The sequence below is a fragment of the Marinobacter sp. es.048 genome, assembly GCF_900188435.1.
Lineage (GTDB): Bacteria > Pseudomonadota > Gammaproteobacteria > Pseudomonadales > Oleiphilaceae > Marinobacter.
Map to the genome: position 1 here is coordinate 545,004 of NZ_FYFA01000002.1, position 14,021 is coordinate 559,024.

The 14,021-nt window shown below is 56.8% G+C and carries 12 protein-coding genes; 4 read left to right on the plus strand and 8 right to left on the minus strand.

All coding sequences use genetic code 11. From position 1 onward, the window contains the following. Positions 1–8: 8 nt before the first annotated feature. The 6 genes from katG to CFT65_RS13595 form a co-directional block, all read right to left on the minus strand. Positions 9–2,180, minus strand: a complete 2,172-nt coding sequence (gene katG / locus CFT65_RS13570; RefSeq protein WP_088828647.1) for a catalase/peroxidase HPI — start codon at positions 2,178–2,180, stop codon at positions 9–11. Between the two features lie 367 nt (positions 2,181–2,547). Beyond that, positions 2,548–2,766 (minus strand): DUF2835 domain-containing protein, encoded by a 219-nt coding sequence (locus CFT65_RS13575; RefSeq protein WP_008172004.1) that lies wholly within the window; start codon positions 2,764–2,766, stop codon positions 2,548–2,550. A gap of 6 nt (positions 2,767–2,772) precedes the next feature. Then, a complete protein-coding gene (htpG, locus tag CFT65_RS13580; protein WP_088828648.1) occupies positions 2,773–4,665 on the minus strand; it encodes a molecular chaperone HtpG in 1,893 nt (630 codons plus the stop codon). Positions 4,666–4,788: 123 nt separating this feature from the next. After that, complete coding sequence (locus CFT65_RS13585; protein ID WP_069184632.1) at positions 4,789–5,223, minus strand: PaaI family thioesterase; 435 nt, start codon at positions 5,221–5,223, stop codon at positions 4,789–4,791. Next, positions 5,220–5,690, minus strand: a complete 471-nt coding sequence (locus CFT65_RS13590; RefSeq protein ID WP_088828649.1) for a PaaI family thioesterase — start codon at positions 5,688–5,690, stop codon at positions 5,220–5,222. The genes CFT65_RS13585 and CFT65_RS13590 overlap by 4 nt, the downstream gene beginning before the upstream one ends. An 18-nt stretch (positions 5,691–5,708) precedes the next feature. Beyond that, entirely contained in the window at positions 5,709–6,449 is a 741-nt protein-coding gene (locus CFT65_RS13595; protein ID WP_088828650.1) for a DUF599 domain-containing protein, read from the minus strand. Between the two features lie 198 nt (positions 6,450–6,647). On the opposite strand from CFT65_RS13595, the gene CFT65_RS13600 reads away from it, so the two are divergent. The 4 genes from CFT65_RS13600 (at position 6,648) to CFT65_RS13615 (ending at position 10,782) form a co-directional block, all read left to right on the plus strand. Further along, positions 6,648–7,925 (plus strand): M48 family metalloprotease, encoded by a 1,278-nt coding sequence (locus tag CFT65_RS13600; protein WP_088828651.1) that lies wholly within the window; start codon positions 6,648–6,650, stop codon positions 7,923–7,925. 174 nt (positions 7,926–8,099) lie between these two features. Then, positions 8,100–8,645, plus strand: coding sequence for a hypothetical protein (locus CFT65_RS13605; protein WP_088829564.1), 546 nt, complete (start codon positions 8,100–8,102; stop codon positions 8,643–8,645). Continuing rightward, positions 8,645–9,832 (plus strand): iron-containing alcohol dehydrogenase, encoded by a 1,188-nt coding sequence (locus CFT65_RS13610; protein WP_088828652.1) that lies wholly within the window; start codon positions 8,645–8,647, stop codon positions 9,830–9,832. The genes CFT65_RS13605 and CFT65_RS13610 overlap by 1 nt, the downstream gene beginning before the upstream one ends. A gap of 167 nt (positions 9,833–9,999) precedes the next feature. Further along, positions 10,000–10,782, plus strand: coding sequence for a substrate-binding periplasmic protein (locus CFT65_RS13615; protein ID WP_088828653.1), 783 nt, complete (start codon positions 10,000–10,002; stop codon positions 10,780–10,782). A 9-nt stretch (positions 10,783–10,791) separates the two neighbouring features. Here the strand turns inward: CFT65_RS13615 and CFT65_RS13620 are convergent, their stop codons facing one another. Then, positions 10,792–13,278 (minus strand): ABC transporter permease, encoded by a 2,487-nt coding sequence (locus CFT65_RS13620; RefSeq protein WP_088828654.1) that lies wholly within the window; start codon positions 13,276–13,278, stop codon positions 10,792–10,794. Further along, positions 13,278–13,997, minus strand: a complete 720-nt coding sequence (locus tag CFT65_RS13625) for an ABC transporter ATP-binding protein (RefSeq protein ID WP_088828655.1) — start codon at positions 13,995–13,997, stop codon at positions 13,278–13,280. The genes CFT65_RS13620 and CFT65_RS13625 overlap by 1 nt, the downstream gene beginning before the upstream one ends. Positions 13,998–14,021 lie beyond the last annotated feature (24 nt).

The window sequence follows — 14,021 nt, forward strand, 5'->3', positions numbered from 1 at the left end:
GACAGGTCTTATTTAACGTCGAAGCGATCGGCGTTCATGACCTTGGTCCAGGCTGCAACGAAGTCTTTCACGAACTTATCTTCGTTATCGTCCTGGGCGTATACCTCTGCGTAGGCACGCAGGATGGAGTTGGAACCGAACACAAGATCAACACGGGTCGCAGTGAACTTGGTGTTGCCGCTATTGCGATCCACGATGTTGTAAGAGTTCTTGCCAGTTGGCTCCCAACTGTTCGCCATGTCGGTCAGATTCACGAAGAAGTCATTGGTCAGCTGACCAACGCGATCCGTGAATACGCCGTGTTTGGTACCGCCATAGTTGGTGCCGAGCACCCGCATACCACCCAAAAGGACGGTCATTTCAGGCGCGGTCAGACCCATCAGCTGAGCACGGTCCAGAAGCATTTCTTCCGGCTTGACCACGTAATCCTTCTTCTGCCAGTTACGGAAGCCATCAGCGAGCGGCTCCAACGGTTCGAAGGACTCAGCATCCGTCATCTCGTCGGTGGCATCGCCACGGCCCTTGAGGAAGGGAACGTGAACTTCATGGCCTGCAGCTTTCGCCGCCATCTCGATACCCAGGTTACCACCCAGTACGATGACGTCAGCAACGCTGGAACCGGTGTCGGCAGAAATCTGTTCATACACCTTCAGCACCTTATCCAGCCGATCAGGCTCGTTACCCTGCCAGTCTCTCTGGGGAGCCAGGCGAATGCGGGCACCGTTGGCACCACCGCGCATATCAGAGCCGCGGAACGTACGGGCGCTGTCCCAGGCGGTCGTAATCAGCTCGTTCAGGCTCAGACCGGCTGCCGCAATTTTCTCTTTGACCACTTCTTCCGTGTAGTTGGTCTCTCCTTGAGGACACGGATCCTGCCAGATCAGATCTTCAGCCGGAACGCCCGGACCGATATAACGGGCTTTCGGCCCCATGTCCCGGTGCGTAAGCTTGAACCAGGCGCGGGCAAAACAGTCCTTGAAGTAGTCTGGATCTGCCATGAACTTCTCACAGATCGCACGATACTTCGGGTCCACCTTCATGGCCATGTCCGCATCGGTCATCATCGGCATGCGGCGAACAGATGGATCGCTGGTATCGACCGGCATGTGCTCTTCTTTGATATCCACCGGCTCCCACTGGTTTGCACCAGCCGGGCTCTTGGTCAACTGCCACTCATAGCCAAACAGAAGATCGAAGTAACCCATATCGAACTTGGTCGGGTTGGTCGTCCATGCGCCCTCGATGCCAGAAGTCACGGCATTGGTCGCCTTGCCCTGCAGGTTGGGGTTCATCCAACCGAGACCCTGGGTTTCCACATCAGCACCTTCCGGCTCTGCCCCAAGGGCATCGGCATCACCGTTACCGTGGGCTTTACCCACAGTGTGGCCGCCCGCGGTAAGCGCTGCAGTCTCTTCGTCATTCATCGCCATTCGGGCAAAGGTGGTGCGTACCTGCTCCGCGGTCTTCTGTGGATCCGGCTGGCCGTTCACGCCTTCCGGATTCACATAAATCAGACCCATCTGGACCGCAGCCAGCGGATTCTCCATGGTGTCCGGCTTCTCCACGTCTTCATACCGGCTGTCAGACGGTGCCAGCCACTCTTTTTCCGCACCCCAGTAAATATCTTTTTCCGGATGCCAGATATCCTCCCGGCCATAAGAGAAACCGAAGGTCTTCAGGCCAAAGGACTCGTAGGCAACATTACCGGCTAGGATATACAGATCAGCCCAGCTCACCTTGTTGCCGTATTTTTTCTTGAGCGGCCACAACAGACGGCGGGCCTTATCAAGGTTCCCGTTGTCCGGCCAGGAATTCAGTGGAGCAAATCGCTGGTTACCGGTACCTGCACCACCGCGGCCATCCGCCAGTCGATAAGTACCTGCGGCATGCCAGGCCAGACGAATCATAAGACCGCCGTAATGCCCCCAGTCAGCAGGCCACCATTCCTGGCTGTTGGTCATCAGCTCGTGCATGTCTTTTTCGAGGGCTTCGTGATCGAGCTTTTTGACTTCTTCCCGGTAGTCGAATTCTTCGCCGAGAGGGTTGGTCTTGCGGTCGTGCTGATGGAGGATGTCAAGATTGAGGTTCTCAGGCCACCAGCCGGCGACGTCGGCTTTTTCCTGAGTATTCGAGCCGTGCATTACGGGGCACTTTCCACCCGCACTGTTGTTGTCGGTCATTTCTCTCTCCTCATTGGGGTTGGCAAAACGACACTGCTTTGATTCAGGCACCTCTAACTATAGGACACAACGAATAATCTGCTCTGAGTATTTCTTATGTCCGGGATAGCGTGTGCCTATAGCGTTTCCCGCAATATTTGCGGCGTTCTTTTCGTTTACTGAGCACAAGCGTAATCACTTGAATAGTCCGCGAGGATATCGAGAAAATCCGGCCACGCGATCGAACGACTGAGTGAAAACACATTGGACATGGATCTGCTCCTGCCTAACGAGAACAGTTCCACGATAGCGTGAGGCAGATCGAACAATACAATTAATTAAAAATAAATTTATGAAAGCTTTTGTTTATCGATAGGACTTTGGCGGCCTAAAGCCGTTCAATTGAGGAGAACTTGCCGGCATCGTCAAAAACGATGCGGAAACTGCCGCGGATACCATCACGAAGGTAAAAACGGGAGAGAATACGGGCCGGGAACCGGACAGAGCGTCCGTCCCGGGCCGTGGTGTGAACATCGGTGGCAACGCCCTGATAGAGTTTGATCCACTCATCAGGGCTGATGCTGATATCCACAATGATCTGCTGCATTGGCTATCAGTTCGCCAATTCAAGCAGCAGACGGTTCAGGCGAGTAACGTAGGCACCCGGGTCCGGGAGCTGCTCACCGCTGGCCAGGGTGGCCTGATCCAGAATGACGGCTGAGAGTTCATTGAATCGCTCTTCGCCCTTTTCGCTCTCGAGGCGCTGAACCAGCGGATGGTCAACGTTGATCTCAAAGATCGGCTTGCTGTCCGGCACTTTCTGGCCAGCGGCTTCCATGATCTTCTTCATCTGGGCGCCCATGTCGAAATCGCCAACCACCAGACAAGCCGGTGAATCGGTCAGGCGATTGGTCACCCGCACTTCCTGCACACGGTCGCTCAGTGCATTCTTGATGCGCTCCAGCAGGTCCTTGTGCTCTTCGGCGGCTTCTTCCTTGTGTTTCTTGTCTTCCTCGGTCTCGATTTCGCCTAGGTCCAGGTCGCCACGGGCAACGTCCTCAAACTGCTTGCCGTCGTACTCACTGAGGTAACCCATCATCCACTCATCGATGCGATCTGTGAGGATCAGCACCTCAATGCCCTTCTTTCGGAACACTTCTAGGTGGGGGCTGCTCTTGGCCGCGGTGAAGTTGTCGGCGGTGATGTAGTAAAGCTTCTTCTGCCCTTCCTTCATCCGGCTGATGTAGTCATCCAGCGACACATTCTGTGCGCTTTCACCGGTATGGGTAGAGGCAAAGCGCAGCAGGCCGGCGATTTTCTCGCGGTTGCTGAAGTCTTCCGCCGGGCCTTCTTTCAGCACCGTGCCGAACTCGCCCCAGAACTTCTGGTACGGCTCAGGATCCTTCCTGGCCAGCTTGGACAGCATATCCAGAACCCGCTTGGTCAGCGCAGTGCGGATGCTTTCCACGGTGCTATCGTTCTGCAGGATCTCTCGGGACACGTTCAGAGACAGATCGTTGGAATCGATCACACCCTTGGCGAAGCGAAGGTACAGAGGCAGGAACTGCTCGGCGTCATCCATGATGAACACACGCTGCACATAAAGCTTCAGGCCACGGGGCGCCTCGCGGTTGTAAAGATCAAACGGTGCACGGGCCGGGATATACAGCAGGCTCGTGTAGTCCAGCTTGCCTTCCACCTTGTTGTGGGACCAGGTGAGCGGATCTTCGAAATCGTGTGCGATGTGCTTGTAAAACTCTTTGTACTCCTCGTCCTTGATTTCGGTACGCGGAAGTGTCCAGAGCGCGGTCGCATCGTTGACGGTCTCGTACTCGTCCTTCTTCTCGCCTTCATCGGACTCCGCCTTCATGACGACCGGGAAGGAGATGTGATCCGAATACTTCTTCACCAAGCTGCGCAGTTTCCAGCCGTTGGCGAATTCCTTGGTTTCGGATTTCAGGTGCAGGACGATCTGGGTACCACGGTTTTCCAGGTTCACCTGCTCAATGGAGAACTCGCCGTCGCCCCGGGATTCCCAATGCACGCCCTCTTCCGCAGGCGTACCAGCACGACGGGTGAACACATCTACCCTGTCGGCAACAATAAACGACGAGTAGAAACCCACACCAAACTGGCCGATCAGTTTGCTGTCCTTCTTTTCGTCGCCAGAAAGCTGCTGAAGGAATTCTGCGGTACCGGAACGGGCAATGGTACCGAGATTCTGGATAACATCGTCACGGGTCATGCCGATACCGTTATCGGTCAACGTGACGGTATTCGCCTCTTCATCAAAATCCAGACGAATCTTCAGCTCAGGATCGCTTTCATAGAGGCTGTCGTCCTTGAGAGCCGCAAAACGCAGTTTGTCTTCGGCATCTGAAGCGTTGGAAATCAGCTCACGAAGGAAGATTTCCTTATTGGAGTAGAGGGAATGGATCATCAAGTGAAGCAGCTGCTTCACTTCGGTCTGAAAACCCAGAGTCTCTTTTTGCGTCTCAACCGTCATGGCGTTTGTGTCTCCTGATACGAAAAAACAAGCACGAAGTTGTGCCCGAGTTACCTCATGGTTCGTGTTGAACAGAAATTGGGGGCACACCGGGGCATTTCAAGCCCCGTGGCATGAGCAAATTCAGTCTTCGAGGAGGAAATGCGCGCGGGCAGTTGCGATAGGTTGCGAACGGGATTTCTGCCAGGCGCTGACCATCACATTGGCAACCCGGTTGCCTTGGCGGGTCAGACGGCATTCAGCATAGGTTTCACGGTTGAGGCCTGCTCGAAGGTAATCCAGGGAAAAGTCGACGATGCGGGGCATACGCAGGCTTTCCTGGGACATGATCAGGTAGATATTGGCGGACATCTCCATGAAGCCGCCGATCACACCACCGTGGATGGCCGGCAGGATCGGATTTCCGAGGTTGGAGTCCTTGCAAGGCAAGCGGAAAATCAGGTCGTCCCCGAACCGCTCACACTGCAGACCAATCCAGGTGGCGTAGGGGATGCTGTTCAGCATGCGGCTGAAGTCACCGGTCTCCTGGGTATAGCGGAGGATTTCAGGATCGGTCATTCTTCACCTCCGGTTATCAGGTCCCGGTAGTGTTTTGGGCTGGCATCCTTCCCGATTCGCATAAAGGTGGCCACGCAGTTGGCAATGGTTTCACCGCCCTCCTGGTAAGCCTCACAGCGGGTAAAAATGATGTTCCGGGTTACCCGGTAGGTTTCAGCCCGGGCATAAACCGGCTTCCGGGGCTGGGCCGGGCGCATGTAGTCCACACGCAGGTCCAGCGTCGGGCAAAGTTCAAAATCTTCCAGGGCACAGAGGATCACGCAGCCTGACGTGGTATCCATCAAGGTGGTGATGGCCCCGCCGTGAATCACGCCGGTATCCGGGTTACCGATGATGCAGTCGCTGTATGGCAGGCAAAGTGTCAGGCTGCCTTTGTTGGCCTCGGTAACCGACAGGCCAAGCTCTTTGGCCTGATTGAGGGTGGCTATAAAACGGCTAACCCGTTTCCGTCGGATATCATCGTTCATTCAGGTTCAACCTGTGGATCAACTTTTGGGTTTTGGGCTGTTTTCCGACTTGCCCGGCAGCGGTTCCTCGAACACCTTACCTGCCCTCAACGCCTCCAGGGCGGTGGAACAGAACTCCCGACGGTAAAGAACAACAACCACCAATGTGGAGGCCGCCATGAAGACAATGGGATGAATGAACCAGCCTACCACGGCGAGTGCGTAATAGTAGGACCTCAGCCCAAGGTTAAATGCATCGCCAGCGAGATTGCAGATATTGCCGGCACTGCGGGCGAAAGCCTCCCGACCCGCTGGGCTGGTTTTGGTATCGTCTGGCGGAGGGGCGCTGCCCACCATCACCGAGACAAAATTGTACATCCGCATGGACCAGGTGAATTTGAAGAAGGCGTAGATAAACACCACCAACAGAACAACCATGCGCAGCTCCCAGATTTCCCGGGTGGGCAATGTGCCAAATGGCATGGTGCTGAACACTTCCATCACTTCCTGGGTGTAGCCAAGAGCGGTGATAATACCCGCGAGAATCAGCAGGCAACTGGAAGCGAAAAACGCGCCGTTCCGCTCCAGATTACCAACCACCGACGCATCGGCAATCCTGTTTTCCCGGCGCAACATGACGCGCATCCAGTCTTCCCGGTATAGGTCGAGCGTATTGGAGAGGCAGGGACGATCTGCAGCACGGCGTTTGGAGTATTCGGTATAACCGAGCCAGCAAACCAGGAACCAGAGCAAAGCGATCACTTCGAGTAGATTACCCATGGGTTGCCTTAGGTGCGAAAATGACGAAACAGTGCGGGAACAGGGGCTTATGATACGCCAAGGGCCTGCCCGTCACCACCGTCTAACACGGTGCAGTAATCCACTGATGGCCAATCATGTGCTATAAACTGCCCATTCAGGAAGCGGGCAAACGTTTCGAAAGTGCCCAACGTCGCATCATCCAAAAGGGAGCTTACTGTGAACCTGTCTGTTATCAAAACCAGCCTGGTAGCCATTGCCCTGGCACTGGCACTCAGCGGTTGCTCGGTCAATCCGGTTACCGGGGAAAAACAGCTTTCGCTGATCGGTGAAAGCCAGGAGCTCGCCATGGGCGCCGAACAGTACGTGCCCACACAGCAAACCCAGGGCGGCCGGTTTTATGTGGACCCGGAGCTGACGCTCTATGTGAGTGAGGTTGGCCAGAAAATGGCGGAGGCCAGTGACAGGCCGGATCTACCCTATGAGTTCGTGGTTCTGAACAGCAGCGTACCCAATGCCTGGGCCTTGCCCGGAGGCAAGATTGCCATTAACCGGGGCCTGCTGACCGAACTTGACGACGAAGCCCAGCTGGCCTCGGTTCTTGGTCACGAGATTGTCCATGCAGCGGCCAGACACAGTGTTCAGCGCATGCAGCAGGGCATGCTGATCAGCGCCGGTGTTGCCGGCCTTGGCTTTGCGTTATCGGATAACGAGTGGGCCGGGCTGATTATGGGTGGCGCTGCACTGGGGGCCCAGCTCGCGCTGGCGCAGTATAGCCAGGGCGATGAACTGGAATCCGATCATTACGGCATCCTCTACATGAAACAGGCGGGCTACGACCCCCAGGCTGCTGTGGAGCTGCAGGAGCTGTTCCTGAAGCTCTCCAAGGGCCGTCAGTCCAGTTTCATTGACGGCCTGTTCGCGACTCATCCTCCCTCGGCAAAACGCGTGCAGGAGAACCGCGAACTGGTACAGAAGGTTGGCGCAGGCGGTTACCGAGGCGAGGACGTCTACAAACGCAAGATGGCCAAACTCCGTTCGCTGCAACCGGCTTACGATGCCCACGACAAAGCCATGGAGCTGGCCTCAAAAGGTGAGATGAAGGCTGCGCTGGACAAGATCAACGAGGCCATTCGCCTGCTAACGCGGGAGGCCATGTTCTATGCTCTTCGCGGCCGCATTTATCAGGACCAGAAGGAAGCAGAGAAGGCCGCGGCCGACTTTGAAAAGGCGGTGGAGCTCTACCCCGAGATGTTCAAATATCGCCTGTACAATGGCCTGAATGCTCTGAGGCTCAACAATCTGGACAAGGCCAGGGAGAATCTGGCCAAAGCCAATGAAACCGTCCCCACTTCCATTGCCTTCCTGCGACTGGGCGATGTTGCGGTGAAACAGAAAAACCGGAATGAGGCCATAGCCTATTACAGCAAGGCCGCCGAGGCTGGTGGTGATGTTGCCGAGGAAGCCAGGCGGAAGCTGGCGGCCCTTACTCAGTAAAGTCCAACCGGATCATAGCGTTGCGAAGGCCGGAGTCCCGAAGGATTCCAGCCTTTTTCGTTGTCCGGATCGCAGGTTGCCGAGATGACGCGCAACTTCTGTCATCGCCTCCATTGACTTTTAGAGCAATAACTCTAAAAATCAGGTGACATCAACAACGATTGGATGACGGACATGCTAGCGAAACGTATCCAGCCCATGGTCTTCCAGGCGCGCCGCTTGTACGTGGAACTGATGTTCCAGGTGATGGGGCGAGCCCTGCAGGCCGTGAGCGAGGTGGACGAAAAGGTTCAGAACGAAGCTCGGGCCCTGCCTGACGGTTTCCTGTTTGAGATGATGGTGATGCCGGACGGCTCAAAGCTGATCGTCGAGCATACCGGCCAGGGGCGTTTCCATTACCACGGTGACAAGGCGCCGCGGCCCATCGACCTGTCGATTCAGTTCAAGCACATCGCCCATGCCTTTCTGGTGCTGTCTTTCCAGGAGAAAACGTCAGTGGCCTTCGCCAATGATCGCATGCTGGTGGATGGCGACATCAGCTATGCCGTGCGGATGACCCGGGTACTGAACCGGCTTGAGTCCTTCATCCTGCCGAAACTGGTCGCCGAGCGGGCCGTCAAGGAATACCCGGCCGACCTGCACCTGCCGGAAAAACTGATCAGCGCCGCGCGCATTTACCTGAAAGTTGCCACCAATTTCGTTGAGACAGTGAGAGCGTGATGACCAATAAATACTATGAGTTCTTCTGCCCGGTAAAAGTCATTGCCGGCAAGGCCGCCCTTGAACACATCCCTTACGAGCTGACCGGAATGGCTGCCAGGCGGCCAATGATCGTTACCGACAAGGGCGTGCGTGCTGCGGGCCTTCTGGAACCCGTGATCGCGGCTTGCGAGGAAAGCGGACTGGAAATTACCACCATCTACGATGACGTTCCGCCCGACTCCTCCACCACGGTGGTGCGCGATATTGCCGGCATCTATCGCCAGGAAAAGTGCGACTCCATCATCGCCGTGGGCGGCGGTTCGGCGATCGATACCGGCAAGGCCGTCAATATTCTGGTTTCCGAGGGTGGTGACGATATCGCCAAGTACAGCGGTGCCGGTGTGCTCAAGCATCCGCTCAAGCCCTTCTTCGTGGTGCCGACAACAGCCGGGACCGGTTCGGAAGTTACATCGGTTGCGGTCATCACCGATGAAGCCAAGGGCGTCAAGCTGCCCTTCACGTCTTCGTTCCTGCTGCCGAACGCGGCCATCATTGACCCGCGCATGACCCTCACCCTGCCGCCGCACATTACTGCCGCGACAGCGATGGACGCCATGACCCACGCGACCGAAGCGTTCACCTGCATGGCGAAAAACCCATTGAGTGACGCCTACGCGACCGCGGCCATCAAGAAAGTCAGCCAGTCGCTCCTGCAGGTCATGGACAACCCCAAAGACAGTGACGGACGACTGGAGCTCGCGCAAGCCTCTACCATGGCCGGCATTGCCTTCTCAAACTCCATGGTGGGTCTGGTGCACGCACTGGGGCACGCAACGGGGGCAGTCTGCCACCTGCCCCACGGCCTCTGCATGAGCCTGTACCTGCCCTACGCCCTGGAGTACAACCTGGAAACGATCCGGGAACCTCTGGGCGAGCTGTTGCTGTATCTTGAAGGTCCCGAGGTCTTCTCAGCGACGCCGGCAAGCCGCCGGGCAGAGGCCAGCATTTCCGCTATCCGGAAACTAAGGGATGCCCTTTACAAGCGGTGCCAGCTACCCCGAACACTGAAGGAAACCGGCAAGGTAACTGAAGCACAACTGGACCACATCGCAGAGATGGCGTTGGATGATGGCTCTATCATGTTCAATCCAAAGGAAGTAACGCTGGAGGATGCGCGCTCCGTTCTGCGCCGCGCCTGGGCATGATCGGGACACAGGGGCCTTGCGAGGCCCCTGTGTCCGGGTTGTTTTAAGATAGAAATCAAATCATTGAAATTGATCCATGAAGAGAGGAAAATTAGCAGCTTCTGGCAGGGATGATAGCCGGGTTCGTTGTCCACCTACAGTACCTTTCCGTAGAGAGCCCACTCCGCATGAAAAACCGACTTTCCTGCCTCACCTTCGCCATTCTGGGCGCCCTGCTGTTGATTTTGGCGCCACTCTCGTTTTCGGCATCAGCTTCCAAGGATATATCTGCAGAAAAACAGGTTTTCCGTTTCAATGTTTCTCCAAACGGTTACCCGCCCTACCTTATCGTGCATCAGAACCAACCCTCAGGAATCATGTGGGATGTGGTGTCCGTCGTTGCCCAGCGCCTTGGCTACAAGGTGATAGCGGAGCAGATACCGCGAAAGCGGGTTGATCAGATGCTGCTTGAGGGTTATATCGACGGAACGCCGAGGGCCCGGGAGTGGGCCGACGATCCGGAGCAATTCCTGTTTACCGACCCGGTGGTGGACATCGAAGAGGTGTTTTTCGTTCCAGCGAAATCGGGGTTCTCCTACCAGAGCCCCGACGATCTGATTTCAAAAACCATCGTCACCCATCTTGGCTACCGATACCCACTGCTCGAGCCCTACTTCGAAGAAGGTCGGATACGCCGCTTTGATGTTTCCCGGGACAAGGACATGTTTACCTTCGTGCTGCACGGCGACCGCTTTGATGCCGCCATCGCTGACCGGCTCGTGGGCAAGTGGATCCTGCGGAATGAGGGGCTGCGGCAGCAATTCGACATTTCCAGCGAGAGCATCAGCAATTATGGTTTCAGGCTGATGTTGCGTAAGGACTGGCAATCCTTTGCCAATCGGTTTAATGAAGAGTTGGCGAAGATGAAGAAGAATGGCGAACTGGACACCATTCTTGCCAATTACCGCTAGTCGCCGCCTCTACTCCAGACGCCTGAGCAACAGCATTGGCGACACGCTCAAAACCGGACGGAGCTGCCAACGACCAAACAGGGCCAGAACGACAGCGCTGACCAGCGGGATGGGCAGTACCACGTGCCAGTGCCATTGGAACGCACCTTCGAACATCCTGAACTGAAGTGCCCAGACCGCCGCCTCGGCGGCGACGACCCCAAGCACACCCGCAAAACCGCCCAGCAACGCGAATTCAAGCATGGTGCTGCGGACAAGTAGACTTTGCCGTCCACCCAGGGTGCGCAGCAGCGCCCCTTCCCGCTGTCGGTCCTGAAGCGTCGCACTGACCACCGCCGCCATCACCACAAGTGCAGCAGCAAGAATCAGCGCCAGAATCGCTTCAATAGCCTGGGTTACCTGCCGGACGATTTCCTGGATTCGCTCGATAATATGGTCGATTTCCAGTACCGATACGGTCGGGAACTGCCGGGAAAATTCATTCAATGCATCCTTCCTGTCCTTGGGCAGGTAAAAGCTGGTAATCCATGTTGCAGGCATGTCCGTCAGGCCGCCCTCCGGCGGAAAGGCCATGTAGAAGTTGGGCTTCATGCTGTCCCACTGCACCGTGCGGATGCTGGTGACGGTTTCCGTCACCTTCTCGGAGCCGATGGTGAAAGTCAGCTCATCGCCCAGTGACAGACCAAGCTGCCCGGCCAGTTCCGCTTCCACCGAGACGCCGTCCTTCTGGTTCTCGTCAAACCAAGTGCCTTGAACAATCTCGTTATCTACCGGCAAGGTAGACATCCAGGTCAGGTTCAGTTCACGGTTGAGCGCGTTGACGTTCTCGTCTTTGCTGACCGCCCGCTTGACGGGCTGACCGTTGAGTTCAGTCAGGCGTCCGCGAACCATCGGGTAAAGCTTGTCCAGAGGCTGGCCACGCTCCTGCCAGAACGCACCAACTTCCTCGACCGCTTCCGGCGCAATATTGATCAGGAAATGATTGGGAGCATCATCCGGCAACTGGGCCTGCCAATCCGCCAGCAGCGAAGTACGCACCAGTATCAGTGTGGCCGCCAGCATCAGCGTCATCGCAAATACGGCGATCTGGGACAGACTGGCCCGGCGATGCCGGTACAGGCCAACCAGGGCCAGGCGCCAGGAGTTACCGCCACCGCGGACCTTGCGCAGTGTCGCTACCATGAGCCAGCCCACCAGGCCCAGTGCACCAAGCAACAGTGCCAGACCGCCCAGTAGGGAGACCACCAGAGCCAGCTCACCGGCGTACATCCAGACCAACCCGAAAGCCGCCAAAATGGCGATAATGATATCCGGCAAGGCCTCACGCCCGGTTTCACCAGGCTGGCTTCGCAGGACACGCATGGCCGGGACATTCCGAAGTCTGCGCACCGGCGGATAGGCAAAGGCAAACAGGGAGACTAGCGCAGTCAGCAACGCAGGCACCAGGGCTGTAGGGTCGAGCTGGAAGTCCACGGGACGCTCCAGTACCTCGCTCAGCATACGAATCAGTAACCAGTAAAGCGGCATGGCCACCAACAGGCCACCGACGATACCGGTCACACCCCAGAGTGCCAGACGCTTTAGATACAAGCCGCCGATGCCGGCGCCGCTCAGGCCCAGGGTTTTCAGCAGCGCTACGGTATCGCGCTGGGACAGGGCATATTGGCGACTCGCCACAGCAACCGCCACAGCGGCCAGCAGAACCGCAAGGCTGCCACCGAGCAGCAGGAATCGTTCAGCACGTTCCAGGGAACGCGAAAAGGTTTCACCATCTCGTACGCCTTCCCATTCGTGGCTCGGCTCCAGCCGGGGCTCAAGCCATTGATAGTAAGATTCCAGCGCGGCTTCATCGCCGGCAAACAGGTAAATGTACTCAACCCGGCTGCCCTCCTGAATGACCCCGGTGGATGAGACATCGTCCACATGCATCATCACCCGCGGCGCCAGCGCTGAAAGCCGGAAACCTCCATCGGGCTCGCGAATAAGGAGGCCGGACACCGTCAGGCTCAGATTCCCGACTTCGAGGGACTCTCCGATTTCGAGATCCAGGAGTCTGAGCAGGCGCGGGTTGATCCAGACTTCTCCTGGACCGGGCCCCTGATTTACCAGCTCCCTCGGACCCGTTGGATCCCGCTGTATTTCGATATCACCTCGAAGCGGATATTCATTGCTGACGGCTTTTAACGACACCAGCTGGAAATTGTCGGCGCCCAACACCATGGTGGAGAATTCCACCATTCGTCCGGTTTTCAAACCCTGATCAGCCGCCTCTTGCATCCAGGAATCGGGAACGGGACGACCATTCTCTGCCTCCAGCTGACGATCTGCCGCCAGAAACGAACTGGCTGAAGAAACCAGGGTACGCTGCAGCTGATTGGCAAACAAAGCAATGGTGGCAACCGTGGCAACGGCAATGATCAGGGCGGCCAGAACGACGCGAACATCCCGTTCTCGCCAGTCCCTGCGAACTGACATGAGTTTTTTTGCAGCAGCCATCAGTGCGCCATCTCCTGCGCCGCTTCCGGTTCTGTCAGGACGCCGGCTTCAATATGGAACTGTCGATTGCATCGAGCCGCCAGGTGTTCGTCGTGGGTGACCATCACCAGCGTTGTACCCTGCTCCCGGTTCAGTGCCATCAAAAGATCGGAAACTGCCTGACCAGTGCGGTTATCCAGGTTTCCGGTCGGCTCATCGGCGAACAGAATCAGGGGGTCAGACGCAAATGCCCGGGCAATAGCTACCCTCTGCTGCTCACCGCCAGACAGCTGTCTGGGTGTGTGGGTCAGGCGCTCGCCTAACCCGACCCGCTCCAGCAGCTCCCGCGCCCTTTTTTCGGGGGACGCCATACCGGCAAGCTCCAGGGGCAACATGACGTTCTCAAGCGCGGTGAGCGCCGGCAAAAGCTGGAAGGACTGAAACACAAACCCGACCCGATGGGCCCGGAGCTTCGCCCGCTCGTCCTCGCTAAGTTTGCTGATCACTGATCCGTCCAGCTCGACAGTGCCCTCGCTGGGCGTGTCCAGCCCCGCCAGCAACCCCAAAAGGGTGGTTTTACCAGAACCGGATCGCCCGACAATGGCTACGGATTCTCCCCGATTGATTTCGAGAGTGACCCCTTGCAAGATCGTGAGCGTATCGGTTTCAACACTGACACGGTGAGTCAGGTTATTTACCCGTAACATTGGGCTCTGGCTATCCGGGTTAACATTGGTCATCTGATTCACGGAATCTCCCGATCC